The organism is Micromonospora sp. NPDC048170 (genome assembly GCF_040652795.1).
In the GTDB taxonomy this organism is placed as follows: Bacteria; Actinomycetota; Actinomycetes; order Mycobacteriales; family Micromonosporaceae; genus Micromonospora.
Genome location: NZ_JBEZMR010000001.1, coordinates 357,419 through 372,249, shown reverse-complemented (window position 1 = coordinate 372,249; position 14,831 = coordinate 357,419). Strand labels below are relative to the sequence as shown.

General features: G+C 73.6%; 9 protein-coding genes. 5 read left to right on the top strand and 4 right to left on the bottom strand.

All coding sequences use genetic code 11. From position 1 onward, the window contains the following. The first annotated feature begins 57 nt into the window (after window positions 1–57). Both AB0D32_RS01595 and purE read left to right on the top strand, forming a co-directional pair. Window positions 58–1,239: a 5-(carboxyamino)imidazole ribonucleotide synthase gene (locus tag AB0D32_RS01595; RefSeq protein ID WP_357083116.1), complete on the top strand. Its 1,182-nt coding sequence runs from the start codon at window positions 58–60 to the stop codon at window positions 1,237–1,239. Continuing rightward, a complete protein-coding gene (gene purE, locus AB0D32_RS01590; protein WP_357083113.1) occupies window positions 1,236–1,727 on the top strand; it encodes a 5-(carboxyamino)imidazole ribonucleotide mutase in 492 nt (163 codons plus the stop codon). Before AB0D32_RS01595 ends, purE begins: the two co-directional genes overlap by 4 nt. A gap of 716 nt (window positions 1,728–2,443) precedes the next feature. Here the strand turns inward: purE and AB0D32_RS01585 are convergent. Then, window positions 2,444–7,366, bottom strand: a complete 4,923-nt coding sequence (locus AB0D32_RS01585) for a permease (RefSeq protein WP_357083110.1) — start codon at window positions 7,364–7,366, stop codon at window positions 2,444–2,446. Window positions 7,367–7,528: 162 nt separating this feature from the next. After that, window positions 7,529–8,956 carry a UDP-glucose/GDP-mannose dehydrogenase family protein gene (locus AB0D32_RS01580; protein ID WP_357083108.1) on the bottom strand — a complete coding sequence of 476 codons (1,428 nt, stop codon included), beginning with the start codon at window positions 8,954–8,956 and terminating at the stop codon, window positions 7,529–7,531. Between the two features lie 241 nt (window positions 8,957–9,197). Between AB0D32_RS01580 and AB0D32_RS01575 the strand changes: the two genes are divergently transcribed. Further along, complete coding sequence (locus tag AB0D32_RS01575) at window positions 9,198–10,361, top strand: acyl-CoA dehydrogenase family protein (RefSeq protein WP_357083105.1); 1,164 nt, start codon at window positions 9,198–9,200, stop codon at window positions 10,359–10,361. A 101-nt stretch (window positions 10,362–10,462) separates the two neighbouring features. Here AB0D32_RS01575 and AB0D32_RS01570 read toward each other — a convergent pair whose 3' ends face one another. After that, window positions 10,463–11,125 carry a hypothetical protein gene (locus AB0D32_RS01570; protein WP_357083101.1) on the bottom strand — a complete coding sequence of 221 codons (663 nt, stop codon included), beginning with the start codon at window positions 11,123–11,125 and terminating at the stop codon, window positions 10,463–10,465. A 23-nt stretch (window positions 11,126–11,148) separates the two neighbouring features. Between AB0D32_RS01570 and AB0D32_RS01565 the strand changes: the two genes are divergently transcribed. Continuing rightward, window positions 11,149–11,667, top strand: a complete 519-nt coding sequence (locus AB0D32_RS01565; protein ID WP_357083098.1) for an acyl-CoA thioesterase — start codon at window positions 11,149–11,151, stop codon at window positions 11,665–11,667. Window positions 11,668–11,875: 208 nt separating this feature from the next. Continuing rightward, entirely contained in the window at window positions 11,876–13,849 is a 1,974-nt protein-coding gene (locus AB0D32_RS01560; RefSeq protein ID WP_357083095.1) for an acetoacetate--CoA ligase, read from the top strand. A 180-nt stretch (window positions 13,850–14,029) separates the two neighbouring features. Here the strand turns inward: AB0D32_RS01560 and AB0D32_RS01555 are convergent, their stop codons facing one another. Continuing rightward, on the bottom strand, window positions 14,030–14,719 hold the full coding sequence (locus AB0D32_RS01555) for a TIGR03089 family protein (protein WP_357083092.1): 690 nt from the start codon (window positions 14,717–14,719) through the stop codon (window positions 14,030–14,032). Between the last annotated feature and the right edge of the window lie 112 nt (window positions 14,720–14,831).

Sequence of the window (14,831 nt, the reverse complement as noted above, 5' to 3'; positions counted from 1 at the left end):
TGCGATCGGCCATCCGGCGGCGCAGGTGGCGGGCCGTCCCGATAGGCTGGCGCCGCTATGGATTCCCGTACCGGTCTGCCCGTTGTCGGCATGGTGGGCGGCGGCCAGCTCGCCCGGATGACCCACCAGTCCGCGATCGCCCTCGGCCAGTCGCTTCGCGTGCTCGCGCTGGCCCCCGACGACGGCGCCGCGCTGGTCGCCGCCGACGTCCAGTACGGCGACCACACCGACCTCGCCGCGCTGCGCACCTTCGCCAAGGACTGCGACGTGGTCACCTTCGACCACGAGCACGTCCCCACCGAGCACATCCGGACGCTGGCCGCCGAGGGCGTGAAGCTCTTCCCGCCGGCTGACGCGCTGCTGCACGCCCAGGACAAGCGGGCCATGCGGGAGCGGCTCGGCGAGTTGGGCGCACCGAACCCGGCGTGGCGGCCCGTCGCCGAGCCGGCCGACCTGGTGGCGTTCGGCGACGAGACCGGCTGGCCGGTGGTGCTCAAGGCGGCCCGTGGCGGGTACGACGGCCGAGGCGTCTGGCTGGTCGACGGCGCGGCGCAGGCCGACGAGCTGGCCACGACGCTGCTGGCCGGCGGCACCCGGCTGATCGTCGAGGAGCGGGTGCCGCTGCGCCGGGAACTCGCCGTGCAGGTGGCCCGCTCGCCGTTCGGGCAGGTCGCCGCGTACCCGGTCGTCGAGACGGTGCAGCACGACGGCATCTGCGTCGAGGTGCTCGCCCCCGCCCCGGGTCTGCCGGAGGAGCTGGCGGTCGCCGCCCAACAGCTCGCCATCGACCTGGCCACCGCGCTCGGCGTGGTCGGCCTGCTCGCCGTGGAGCTGTTCGAGGTCGCCGACCCGGCCGCCCCCGCAGGCAGCCGGATCGTGGTGAACGAGCTGGCGATGCGGCCCCACAACTCCGGGCACTGGACCATCGAGGGCGCGCGTACGTCGCAGTTCGAGCAGCACCTGCGGGCGGTGCTCGACTACCCGATGGGGGACACCTCGCTGACCGCCCCGGTGGTGGTGATGGCGAACGTGCTCGGTGGCGAGCCGGGCGGGATGTCGATCGACGAGCGGCTGCACCACCTCTTCGCGGCCGAGCCGGGCGCCAAGGTGCACCTCTACGGCAAGCAGGTGCGGCCCGGCCGCAAGATCGGGCACGTCACGGTGCTCGGTGACGACTTGGACGACGTACGGACGCGGGCCGCGCGGGCCGCCCGCTGGCTGCGGGAGGGGCACGAGTGAGCACCGTTGGGCTGATCATGGGCAGCGACTCGGACTGGCCGACGATGAAGGCCGCCGCCGAGGTGCTGGACGAGTTCGAGGTGCCGTACGAGGTCGAGGTGGTTTCGGCGCACCGTACCCCGATCAAGATGATCGACTACGGGCGCGCCGCGGCCGACCGGGGCTTGAAGGTCATCATTGCCGGGGCGGGTGGCGCCGCCGCCCTGCCCGGAATGATCGCCTCGGTCACCCCGCTGCCCGTGATCGGCGTCCCGGTGCCGTTGAAGCACCTCGACGGGATGGACTCGCTGCTGTCCATCGTGCAGATGCCGGCCGGCGTGCCCGTGGCCACCGTGTCGATCGGCAACGCCCGCAACGCCGGGCTGCTCGCCGTACGCATCCTGGCTGCTGCCGATCGCGCTCTGCTCGATCGCATGTCCGCCTACCAGGCCGACCTGGAGCAACTGGTCGCCGAAAAGGACGCCGCCCTGCGCGCCTCCCTAACCTGACTCTTCCTTCCTTTCTGCCCCGCCCTCGCCCCCGCCCTTCCCTCCCTTTCGCCAAGCTCGCGATCTTGCATTTTCAGCCCTCGATATGCGTAGTTCGCGCTATTTGTCCGGGCCGGAAGTGCAAGATCGCGATGAGGGGTGAATGGCGGAGGGGGAGGGGAGGAAGGCCGTGTGCAGGGTGGGGTGTGTTGCTTTGGGTGACGGTGCTTGCGTTACTCAGGGTTATGGCTGTGGCTGGTGGTGGCTTCCGCCCTCTGGCGCCTTTGCTCTGCAGCCGCCGATGCACCAGTCCTCTGAGCTGGCTGTTTCTGTCGATCTTGCTGTTTGAGCGTGCAAGCGTTCGGAACGCACAGTAACTGTTGCGTTGGTGGCTGCAGAGCAAAGGGGCCGGAGAGGGTGGTGGCCGCCGGTTCGATCCGTCACGCTGTGTAATCTCGGATTTGGTGCTCGACCGAGTCGCCGGATCGTCGGGTTGCAGGAGCCGATCGTGCGGTGCCGGCAGGTCTCGCTGAGGCAGCGATGTGGGATTCAACACTGCGCCGTCCGGACCGCACGTCGCCCTGACCGCGTGATGCTTCGACCCACGCCGCCTGGACCGCACGCCGCCCGGACCGCACACGGCCCGGACCGCGCGCCGCCCCGATCGTGTGATGCCCTGATCGCCTCGGCCTGGCTGGGTCCCGCGTCGGCAGCGGCGGAGAGCTGCCCCTCCGGGCCTACCGCATGCCGCGTAGGGCCGTCTGGAGGCGTTCCTGGGCGCGGCGTCGGCGCTCGTTGCTCGCGCCGAGCACCAGCAGCAGGATGCCGACGGGGATCAGGGCCAGCCACGGTCCAAGGCTGAACAGCGCGTGTACTGCCGCGACCGCGGTGACGGCAGCGCCGACGATCACGGGTGCCTGTTGCTGACTCATCGATCCGAAGACGAGCACGGCCACGGCACCGAGCAGCAGCAGCACCTGGCGCAGCGTGCTGGAGTCGGTGGCCAGCACGATCGCAAGGGTCGGCACGAACGCGACGACCAGCGCAGGCCCGTACGCGGCCCAGCTGGTCAGGTCGGGTCGGTGCCGCAGCTCCAGCACCCCGACGAGCAGGGCGAGCGCCGCGAAGGGCAGCGTGTACGCCTCCGGTAGCGCCACGTCGGCGACCCGCATCAGGATCCACCAGGCGACGATCTCGCAGACCACCACGGCCCAGAACAGGATGCGTCGCTCCACCGGCCGGCGGCCCGGTCGGGTCGCCGCCACGCCGAGGACCGCACCCCAGGCGGCCAGCAGCGCCGCGATGTGCCGGGGCGAGTCGAAGGCCAGCGCCAGGGCGATCAGGGCGGCGGCGTACCCACTCCACTCGACGGTGGCCGCCTCCCGTTGGGCTTCGGGGCGACGCAGTCGGGGCAGGGTCGCGGCGAACACCTGTAGGGCCGCGCCGACCGCCAGCACACCGAACGCCGACCAGACGGCCGCCAGGCCGGCCACCAGGCCGGCGGTGAGCACGAAGAGCTGCGCCATCAGCGAGGCGAACAGCCAGCCGAGGATGCGCGCCCGCTGCGTGGTGCCGAAGAGCGCGGCCACCGTGCCGACGCCGACGGCGCCGCCGAGGGTGAACAGGGTCAGCTCCCGGGTCGCCAGGCTGCCCACCAGGCCCGCGCCCCCGGCAGCCAACCCGATGACGAAGACGAGCACCCGGGTCAGCCGCAGCGAGCGGGCCCGCTCGGCCAGCGGTGGGGGCGGGGTGAGCGCCAATCCCAGCATCGAGATGGTGAACACGGCCAGCGCAGCCAGGGTGCTCGCCGGCCAGCCGTTGCCGAGCGACACCGGCGTGATCAGCAGGGTCACGGCGGCGCCGGGCAGCACCACCGGCACCGCCCGGGAGCGCCGCCCGCCGCTGAAGCCGGTGGCGGCCAGCGCGGCGGTCGCGGTGAGCAGCAGCGCGGTCAGCACGTGGGTCGCATCGACCGCGTCGGGCGGCGGGGTGAGCAGTTCCGGCGGTGGTCCCTGCCAGACCCGGGCGAGGCTGCGGTGCGGATCGACCAGGGCCACGATCAGGGACGGCGCGATCGACACCAGCGCCAGGGCGGTGGGCAGCGCGGCGGCGGCGAGTGCACCGGCGGCGGGGCTGACCCGCCAGCGGCGCTGCGTCCCGTCGTCCGGCAGCCGCCGCAGCGCGCCGTCGAGCAGCACCGACCAGCGCCGCACCGGCTGGGCCGCGTCTACGGGCGGTTCGGTCGCGCCCCGGACCAGTTCGGCGAGCACCCCGAGCAGGGCGGCCGCGGCGGCGTAGACACCGACGGGCAGGCCGACGGGCACGGCGGCCAGGGCGCTCACCGTGGCACCGCCGGCGGCCGCCGCGCTCGCCCAGGGCAGGTACTGCGGGATCCGCCGCCGGGCGGCGGCCACCGCCGCCAGCCCCAGGCTCGACGCGGCCAACGCGGCGGTGAGCACCACCTCCGGTGCGCGCTCGAACTCGGCCGCCAGCGCCGCGACGGCGCCGGGGAACGCGAACAGGGCGGCGCCGGCCGCGGCACCCCCGATCTGGGCCAGGTGCGGCGGCATCCCCTCGGTTTCGACGTCGTCCACCAGCGGTACGGCCAACGACCGGGCCAGCGCCGCCACCATGACGCCGATCAGCGCGATGCTGCCCAGCGCCAGCGCGGTCGTCCACGGCCGGACCAGGCCCGCCCCGGCGGCGTGCAGGGCGACGACCCCGGCCACGACTGCCCGGGACAGGCCGGCGCGGGGGTCGACCGAGGCCACGGCGGCGGCCCCGAAGAGGGTGGCGACCATGCCACCGACCAGGACGGGCGACCACCACGGCAGGTCGAACGCGGCCGGTGCGCCGATCGTGGCGAGCACAGCCGCCACACCCGAGACGTCGTACTTCCACGGTGGCGGCAACAGGACCGCGGCGGCGACGCCGAGCAGAGCCAGCGCGACCGGGGCCTGCCACGTCGACCCGCCGGTCGGTCCGACCGGCCAGCCGGTGAGGTCCCCGGCCCAGATCGGGCCCGGGGTCGCGAGCACCCCGACCCCGCCGCGCAGCGCGCTCCAACCGGCCAGCAGCCCGATCAGCATGCCGCCGACGGCGAGGCCGACGATCGGCCCGCGTCGCCACTCCTCCGGCATCGCCCGGGCGGCCACGGCCACCACCAGCACCAGCCCGGCGGCGACGGCGAGCTGCCCGCCGGGGGCGAGCACGGCCGCGATCCGGGCCAGGGTGGCGATCAGGGCGGCGGTCACCGCCGCGGCGGCCAGGTCGGAGCCGTCGAGGGTGAGGTCAGAGCGTCGGCCGGCGTCGATGGGGCCGGCGAACACCACCATCGCGGCGGCGACGAGCAGCAGGCCGCCGACCCAGGCGTCCGCGGAGGTGGCGCCCGGCGCCCCGAACGCGGCGGCGGTGACCGTGACCGCGCCGAGGGCGGTGCCGACCGCCAGGGGCGTCGGGATGCGTCGTTGGGAGACCTGCACGACGGCGGCGTAACCCAGGGTGACGCAGACCGCCAGGAAGCTGGCCGCGAGCACCGGGACGGTGACTTCGCGCAGGCTCGCCGGGGTGGGCGTCGGGTCGACGGGCACGGTCGCGGCCACGAAGGCGGCCACCGCGCCCGGCAGCGCGAACGCCGCGCCCCCGGCTGCCCAGACCGAGACGGTGTCGGCCGCCGCCGGGGCGAGCCGCATCCGGGGGGCCACGGCGACCAGGACACCAGCGGTGAAGAGGGTGAGCAGCACCGCGGCGGTCAACGCGGGCCGGGCCAGCCCGGCGCCCGCGCCGAACAGGCCGACACCGGCGGCGGCAGCCGCGTGCGCCAGTGCGGCGCGTTCGGTGCGCGCGGAGAGCCCGACCACTCCGATGCCGACCGCCGTCAGCACCATCGGCCAGGGGGCCACCGCCCACCCGAGACCGAACGACGCCGGTACGGCGAGTGCCGTCAGCGCCGCGCCGACCACGGCGAACTCCCGGCGGATCTCCGTCGGCAGGGCCAGCACCGCGGCGACGGTCAGCAGGAAGGCGCTCGCGGCGAGCTGCCAGACGGCCGGGCCCACGGCGGCCGACAGCTCGGCCGGGTAGCGGTCCAGGTCGGCTGCCCAGGCCGGCAGCGCGGCCCGGACGGGGGCGACCCCGGCGCGCAGGGCACCCCCGGCGACCATCACCCCGCTGACCGTGAGCGCCACCGCAGAGGCGAACTGCGGCCCGCGTCGAGCCGCCTCCGGCACCACCCGTACGGCCAGCCCGGTGAGCGTGATGACCGCCGCGATCAGCAGCAGCGCGCGCCCCGGGAACGCCACCGAGGCGATCCGGCTCAGCGCGCCGATCACGGCGAGGGTGAAGATCCCGGCGCCGAGGTCGGGCAGCGGCGGCCGGCGCAGCAGCAGCGTCCCGCCGAGCCCCACCGCGGCGGCCAGCAGCAGGGCCAGCCCCGCCCCGGTCGCGGTCGGCACGGTGCCCGCGCGGAGCAGGGCGGAGACGGCGTACGCGAGGGCGAGGGCGACCGCCACCCCGTGCAGCACGAGGGTCAGCTCACGCAGCCACGGCACCGGCTGGGCGGCGGGAGTCTGCTCCGCCGCCGGCGGGTCGACGTCGAGCACCTCGCCGGCCTCCTCCGGCGCCCCCTCCGGCCGGTCGTCGGCACGGCGCTGGCGGGGCGGGGCGGGACTCGCCGAGGCGGCGGGCGCGGCCGGCGGCTCGGGAAGGTCGCGGCGGACCGGCCGCTCCAGCGTGACGGCGGAACGTGCCAGCCAGAGGTCGAGCAGGGCCACCGCCGTCAGCACCAGCGCCCAGCCGCCCGGGCCGGAGATCCGGTCGTACGCCAGGAGGGGGAGCACCGGCTGGGCGGCCAGTACGGTGGCGAACCGGGGCGCGCGCAGCTCCGTCCAGCCCGCGTAGCCGAAGGAGACGCCGGCGGTGGCGGCGAAGATGATTCCGGCGAAGACCGCGCCCGAGGCGCCGCCGTTGCCGATCCGGTCCACCGCCCACAGCGCGTAGCCGGCGAGCGGTACCAGGAGCAGGCCGACCGCGGAGATGGTCTCGGCGGTCGAGGTGAGCCCGCGCCGGGCCAGCACCGGCGGGGCGAGCAGCATCAGCACGGTGGCGAGCAGCAGGACGCCCAGCCGGGCCAGCGCGTCCATCGAACTGGTGGCCACCGCGGCGAAGACCACGGCGGCGACCCCGAGCAGCAGCGCGCCGAGCCCGAGGGGGATGTTCTGGACCTCGCGGGAGGACGCCTCCGGCGGATGCTCCGGGTTGTCGGCGTCGAGCCAGGTGGCGGTCGACGGCGGGGGCGGCGGCGGGTCGTCCGGGCCGGCCGGTGCGCCCTGCCGGGGCACCCGTGGTGGAGCTCCGGTGGCGGCCGTGGGCGGGCGGCGGCCGGGTCTGCGGCGCAGCACCCGACGGGGACGGGCGGCCTGCTTGAGACGTTCCTCACCGGCGTGCGCGAGGGTGTCCCGTTGGAAGAGCGCGGCCTGCATCCTGGCGGCGATCTGCCGCTGCTCGCTGGCGATGGCGGCCTCGCGGGCCTTCATCTCCGCGATGGACCGCTCGATCTCCGCCAGGTGCTCGACCCACTGTGGCTGGTGCGTGCCGCAGTGCGGACAGCTGACGGCCGGCTTGATCTCCTGGCCGCACGAGGAGCACTGAAAGCTCGCCACGACACCCCTCCGCCCGCACTGTGGACTTCCACCTTGGCAGCATGCCCAATGTGGGCGCGGATTTCGACAGTTGTCGGCGGGTCCGGGGCAAAGGTCGTCAGGGCGGACGGCGAACGGCCGGTCGCGGAGCGTGCTCCGGGAACGGCCGTCGGTCGTCGATCGTCAGGGGCGGCCCATGCCGCGGTACTCCCAGCCGGCCTGCGTCCACAGTGCCGAGTCCAGGCAGTTACGCCCGTCGACCACCTTGCGGCCGGCGACCAGCTCGCCGAGAGCCACCGGGTCGGCGTTGCGGAAGTCGGCCCACTCGGTGAGTACGCAGACCAGGTCCGCGCCGGTCACGGCCTCGTTGATGCCGGGTTCGTAGACCAGTTCGGGCGCCACGGCCCGCGCCCGCTCCATGCCCTGCGGGTCGTAGACGTGCACGTCGGCGCCGGCCTTGCGCAGCAGCGCGGCGACGGAGAGCGCCGGGGCGTCGCGTACGTCGTCGGTGTTGGGCTTGAAGGTCGCGCCCAGCACGGCGATGCGGGTGCCGGAGAGATCCGGCCCGGCGGGCCCGGTCCGGCGGCCGAGCAGCTCGGCGGCGAGCTGGACCACCCGGGTCCGGCGGCGCAGGTTGATCAGGTCGACCTCGTGCAGGAAGCGCAGCGCCTCCCCGGCGCCCAACTCCTGGGCGCGGGCCTGGAACGCGCGGATGTCCTTGGGCAGACAGGCGCCGCCGAAGCCGAGCCCGGCCTGGAGGAACCGGTTGCCGATGCGCGGGTCGAAGCCGATGGCCCGGGCGAGGTGGGTGACGTCGCCGCCGGAGGCCTCACAGACCTCGGCCATCGCGTTGATGAAGGAGATCTTGGTGGCGAGGAAGGCGTTCGCGGCGACCTTGACCAGTTCGGCGGTGGCGAAGTCGGTGACCACCAGGGGCACCTCGCGGTCCTCCGTGGCGGCCAGGTCGAAGACGCCTTTGTGGGCGGCGTAGAGCATGCCGTTGGCCCACTCGCTCTTGACGCCGACGACGATGCGGTCGGGCCGCAGCACGTCGTCGACGGCGAAGCCCTCCTGGAGGAACTCGGGGCTCCACGCCACCTCGACGCCCAGGTCGGCGGGGGTGTGCTTGCTGACCAGCTGCTCCACCCACTCGGCGGTGCCGACCGGCACGGTGGACTTGCCGACGATCAGCGCCTTGCGGGCCAGGTGCTGGGCCAGGCTGGTGACGGACGCCTCTACGTACGACAGGTCGGCGCCCATGCTGTCGGCGCGCTGCGGCGTGCCGACGCAGATGAAGTGCACGTCACCGAACTCGGCGACCTCGGCGATGTCGGTGCTGAACCGCAGCCGCCCGGCGGCCAGGTTGCGCTTGAGCAGCTCGTCCAGGCCGGGCTCGTGGATCGGCACCTCGCCGGCGTTGAGCATGGCGATCTTGTCGGCGTCGACGTCGAAGCCGAGGACCTCGTAGCCGAGTTCCGCGTAGCAGATGGCGTAGGTGGCACCGAGGTAGCCGGTGCCCAGGAAGGTCACCCGGGGGCGCGGCGCGCCGGAGGGGGGCGTCACCGCGGCGATGGCGGGCATCGGCTGGGTGTTCGGGTACGGGATCGTCACGCCTGTCTTCTCCGCTCGCGCTGGCGTCGCTCGTCGCGTCGCGTTCTGCTGCGGCGCCTGGGCGGGCACCGGAGGGACTCTACGTCGGTCTCTTCCATCATCGCCGGGCGGCGTCGGCGCATCACACGTGCTACGCGGCGGTAACATCACCCGAACCGTGTCGCTATCCTTCAGTCTGCGCCGTCGACGGTCAGGAAACGTTACAGACTGCGCATGATAGCGGTGAAGGGGAGGGGCCGACATGGCCGCAGAGCAGTCGTTCGACGTCTACCGGTTGCCCGAGGAGCACGAGGCGATCCGGGAGGCGGTCCGTGAGGTCTGTGCGGCCAAGGTGGCGCCGCACGCCGCGGAGGCGGACGAGTCCGGCGAGTTTCCGAAGGCGTCGTACGACGCGCTGCGGGCGGCCGACTTCCACGCCCCGCACGTCCCCGTCGAGTACGGCGGCGCGGGCGCGGACGCGCTGGCCACGGCCATCGTGATCGAGGAGGTGGCGCGCTCCTGTGCGTCGTCCTCGCTGATCCCGGCGGTCAACAAGCTCGGCACCATGCCGCTGCTGCTGGCCGGTTCCGAGGAGCTCAAGCGGCGCTACCTGACCCCGGTGGCGGCGGGCGACGCGATGTTCTCGTACTGCCTCTCCGAGCCGGAGGCCGGCAGTGACGCGGCGTCGATGACCACCCGCGCGGTGCGTGACGGCGATCACTGGGTGCTCAACGGCGTGAAGCGCTGGATCACCAACGCCGGGGTCTCGGAGTTCTACACCGTCTTCGCGGTGACCGACCCGTCAGCCCGGTCCCGGGGCATCTCCGCCTTCGTGGTCGAGAAGTCCGACGCCGGCGTCAGCTTCGGCGCGCCGGAGAAGAAGCTCGGCATCAAGGGCTCGCCGACCCGCGAGGTCTACCTGGACAACGTCCGGATCCCGGCGGACCGCATGATCGGCGCCGAGGGCACCGGCTTCGGCACCGCGATGAAGACCCTGGACCACACCCGCGTCACCATCGCCGCACAGGCCGTCGGCATCGCCCAGGGCGCGCTCGACTACGCCAAGGGGTACGTCCAGGAGCGCAAGCAGTTCGGCAAGGCGGTCGCGGAGTTCCAGGGCGTCCAGTTCATGCTCGCCGACATGGGCATGAAGCTGGAGGCGGCCCGGCAGATGACGTACGTCGCGGCCGGCAAGTCCGAGCGTGGCGACGCCGACCTGACGTACTTCGGCGCGGCGGCCAAGTGCTTCGCCTCGGACGCCGCGATGGAGATCACCACCGACGCGGTGCAGCTGCTCGGCGGCTACGGCTACACCCGGGACTACCCGGTCGAGCGGATGATGCGGGACGCCAAGATCACCCAGATCTACGAGGGCACCAACCAGGTGCAGCGCATCGTGATGGCCCGTCAGCTCCTGAAGGACTGACCGGTTCGGCGGGCGGGCCGGACGACCGGCCCGCCCGCACATCGTCACCAGATCCCGGTTCCGTCGTCGCCCGGCCGCACGGCACGCGTACGGCCGGACCGTCACCGGATCTCGGTCGTCGTGTCCTCCTCCGGTCGGTTGGTGCCGCGCGGCGGCGCCGACCACGGCGACCCCCCGCCGGTGCGTCGCGGCAGCGGCTCGTTCGGCGTCGGGTCCGGGTAGCCGAGGCTCATCGGGGTGGTGTCCCGGTCGGTCGAGTCGGCCGGCGGCCAGTCGGTCAGTGTGAAGTCGTTCCGGTCCGGCCCCTCGGCGGTCGCCGGCGTCGGCTCGGCCACCGGTCGGGGCCACCGCCGCCAGCGCTGCCCGCTGACGGTGGCCATGACCAGCAGCAGGCCGATCAGGAAGAGCGTGCCGTTCTCCACCGGAACGTGCAGCGGCAGGGGGTCGCCGAAGACCTTCCAGCCGTCCGGGATGCGGTCCCGTACCTGGAAGGGCGCGACGAACATCCCCACGTACGGGGCGGCGAGCAGCAGCCCGGCCACGAGCGGGCCGAGCGGTGACGTGCGCAGCGTGCCGAGCAGACCGAGCAGCACCCCGCCGACGGCGAGGTAGACGGCGGGCTCGATGAGATTGGCCGAGTTGGACGTGCCGATCTCGACCCAACGGTCGACGGTGCCCGTCGACCCGTCCTGCCCGAGGGTGACCAGCACCCACGTGACGGGCGCCACCACCAACCCCGCGAGGAAGCTCCAGAGATGTCGCATCCGCGCACCGTACCGTCTTCGACATGACCGAGCACCCCTCCTCCGCGCCGACCGGCAAGCCGACCTCGTACTCCCGCGTCACATTGAGCCGGATCATGACGGCGGTCGACGTCAACCTCTACGGCACGGTGCACGGCGGCGTGCTGATGAAGTTCATCGACGACGTCGCGGGGGCCGCCGCAGCCCGGCACAGCGGCGGTACGGCGGTCACCGCGGCCATCGACGAGATCGTCTTCACCGAGGCGGTTCGGGTCGGGGATCTGCTGCACGCGCACGCCCAGGTGAACTGGACCGGGCAGACCTCGATGGAGGTCGGGGTCCGGGTGGTGGCCGAGCGGTGGGACTCGGCCGAGGACGAGCCGGTCCGGGTGGCCACCGCGTACCTCGTCTTCGTGGGCGTCGACCTCGGCGGCGCGCCGCGGACGGTCCGGCCGGTGCTGCCGGAGGACCCGGAGGACGAGCGCCGGTTCCGGGAGGCGGAGATCCGCCGCGCCCACCGGCTCGCCCGTCGCCGCGCCATCCAGGCCCACCGCGCTGGCTGACGGTGTAAGGAAGGGACCCTTCCTCTACCGGAGACGTTAGGAAGGGGCCCTTCCTCACACCTGGCCCACACCGGGTGGGGGTGGGGCATGTGGGTTCGGCACGTGCGCCGACGGGGGTCGGGTGCGGAGAATGGCGCTCTGAGGTAGGGCAAGATGGCGCCACGGCCCATTTCACAGTGTCGTGCGGGGCCAGGGGGAGGGTGGAGCAGTGGGTGACGTGCTGTGGACGCCACCGGCGGACGTACGCGAGCGGTCCCGGATCGGGAGCTACCTGCGCTGGCTGCGTGAGCACCGGGGGTTGGACTTCGCCGACTACGACGAGCTGTGGCGCTGGTCGGTGACGGACCTGGACGCGTTCTGGCAGTCGGTCTGGGACCACTTCGAGGTCGTCGCGCACACCCCGCCGACCGCCACGCTGACCGACCGGGGCATGCCCGGCGCGCGATGGTTCCCCGGCGCCACCCTCAACTACGCGGAGAACGTGCTGCGGATGCCGGGCCGGGCCGCCGACGACCCGGTGGTGATCGCGCACGGCCAGACCCGGGCGCCGGTGACCCTCACCGCCGCCGAGCTGCGCGAGCAGGTCCGCCGGGTGTCCGCCGGGCTGCGCCGGCTCGGCGTCACCGCCGGTGACCGGGTGGCCGCCTACGCGCCCAACATCCCCGAGACGTACGTGCTGCTGCTCGCCACCAGCAGCCTCGGCGCGATCTTCTCGTCCTGCGCGCCGGAGTTCGGCACCCGCAGCGTCACCGACCGCTGGCAGCAGATCGAGCCGAAGGTGCTGGTCGCCGTGGACGGCTACCGCTACGGCGAGAAGCCGGTGGACCGCAGCGGCGAGGTGGCCGCGATCCGGGCCGCCCTGCCGTCGCTGGAGCACACCGTCAGCATCGCCTACCTCGACCCGGCCGGGCCGCCGCCGGAGGGTGCGCTGGCCTGGTCGGAGCTGGCCGCCGGCACCGACGAGCCGCTGACCTTCACCCCGGTCGCCTTCGACCACCCGCTCTACGTGCTCTATTCCTCCGGCACCACCGGGCTGCCGAAGCCGATCGTGCACGGCCACGGCGGCATCCTGCTGGAGCACCTGAAGATGCTGGCCCTGCACCACGACCTGGGCCCGGCGGACAGGTTCTTCTGGTTCACCACGACCGGCTGGATGATGTGGAACTTCCTGGTCTCCGGGCCGGCGGTGGGCGCGGCGATCGTGCTCTTCGACGGCAACCCGGGCCACCCCGACCTGGGCGCGCTGTGGCGGCTGGCCGGGGAGACCGGCACCACGTACTTCGGCACGTCCGCGCCGTTCCTGCTGGCCTGCCGCAAGGCCGGGCTGGTGCCGAAGGAGACCGCCGACCTGTCCGCGCTGCGCGGGGTCGGTTCGACCGGCGCGCCGCTGCCCGCCGAGGGCTTCACCTGGGTGTACGAGACGGTCGGCGACGACCTCCAGCTCCAGTCGCTCTCCGGCGGCACGGACGTCTGCACCGGTTTCGTCGGCGGGGTGCCGCTGCTGGCGGTGCACGCCGGGGAGATCACCTGTCGGGCGCTGGGCGCCAGGGTGGAAGCCCGCTCGGCCGACGGCACCCCGGTCATCGGCGAGCTGGGCGAGCTGGTGATCACCGAGCCGATGCCGAGCATGCCGGTGGGCTTCTGGAACGACGCGGACGGCAGTCGCTACCGGGAGGCGTACTTCGACCTCTACCCGGGCGTCTGGCGGCACGGCGACTGGATCACCATCAACGACCGGGGCGGCTGCGTGATCACGGGCCGCTCCGACGCCACCCTCAACCGGGGCGGTGTGCGGCTCGGCACCGCCGAGTTCTACTCGGTGGTCGAGGGGCTCGACGAGGTCGTCGAATCGGTGGTGGTGCACCTGGAGGACGACGAGGGCGGCGCCGGGGAGTTGCTGCTGTTCGTGGTGCTCGCCGAGGGCCTGGAGCTGGACGACGCGATGCGGAAGAAGATCTGCCGCGAGCTGCGTACCGCCCTGTCGCCCCGGCACGTCCCGGACGAGATCCACCAGGTACGGGCCGTGCCGCGCACCCTGTCGGCGAAGAAGCTGGAGGTGCCGGTGAAGAAGATCCTCACGGGCACTCCGGTGGACTCGGCGGCGGCCAGGGGCGCCCTCGCCAACCCGGAGTCCCTGGCGGCCTTCGCCACCCTCGCCCACCACCGCACCCCCCGCCCCTAACCCTCACCTCACCCTCGCCCACTGTCCTTCCCCCTCCCCGCCCTCCTCCCCGCCCAAGCCCGCGCCGATCTTGCACTTTGTGCCCCGAGATAAGGGGTGAATCGCCCATATCGAGGGCGCAAACTGCAAGATCGCGCGGGCACGAGGGGCGGGCGTGCGGGCGGGCGGGTGGGGTGGGGGTCAGGGCAGGGGGTGGGTTACGCGTTCCGTGGTGGTGCGGGACGGTAGGCGGGCGGGGTCGAGGTTGGCGCAGAGGACCGTGGTGGCGTTGGCCGTCAGCGGGGCGAGCAGCCAGTCGACCGGGTCGGGGTACTCGGCCGTGTCGACCAGGACCCGGTCGCCGGGCGTGATGCCCAGCTCCGTCGCGCGGGCGGTCGCGCGGGCCAGCAGCTCCGCGTCGCCCGGGCCACCCTTCGCGTACGGGGTGAAGTGGTCGCCGTGCGCGCGTACCTCCGACACGTAGTCGGCGAAGCCGGGCGGCACCTGGCGCATCGGCAGGGCGAACGGGTCGAGCGCGAGGACGTACCGCTCGCCGGCCGGCCAGGCTTCCGCCTCGGCGACCCGCGCCACGGGGGCGAAGAGCACGTCCACGTCGCCCGGCGTGTCGGTGACGGTCAGCCCGACCGACCAGCAGCCGAGCAGCACCGCGGCGGTCTGCCAGTGCGGGGGTAGCAACACTCCGGCGGTGTCACCGGGGCTCACGGCCGCCTCGTCGACGAGCAGGTTGGCCGTCTTGGCCACCCAGTTCGCCAGCGTGGCGCCGGAGAGTTCGGTGCGTTCGCCCGTGGCGTCGTCGTACCAGGTCAGCAGCGGTCGGGTCGGGTCGGTCGCGATCGCGTCGGCGAGGACCCGGGCAATGTTGTCGGCCATCGGCGCGAACGATACGCGCCAGCGGCCGTACTCGATGACAACGACAAGTCGGCGTACCGTCGGGTCGCAGTCAGCGTCCGCGCCGGGCTCCGGCGTAGGCTTGCCCGGAGTG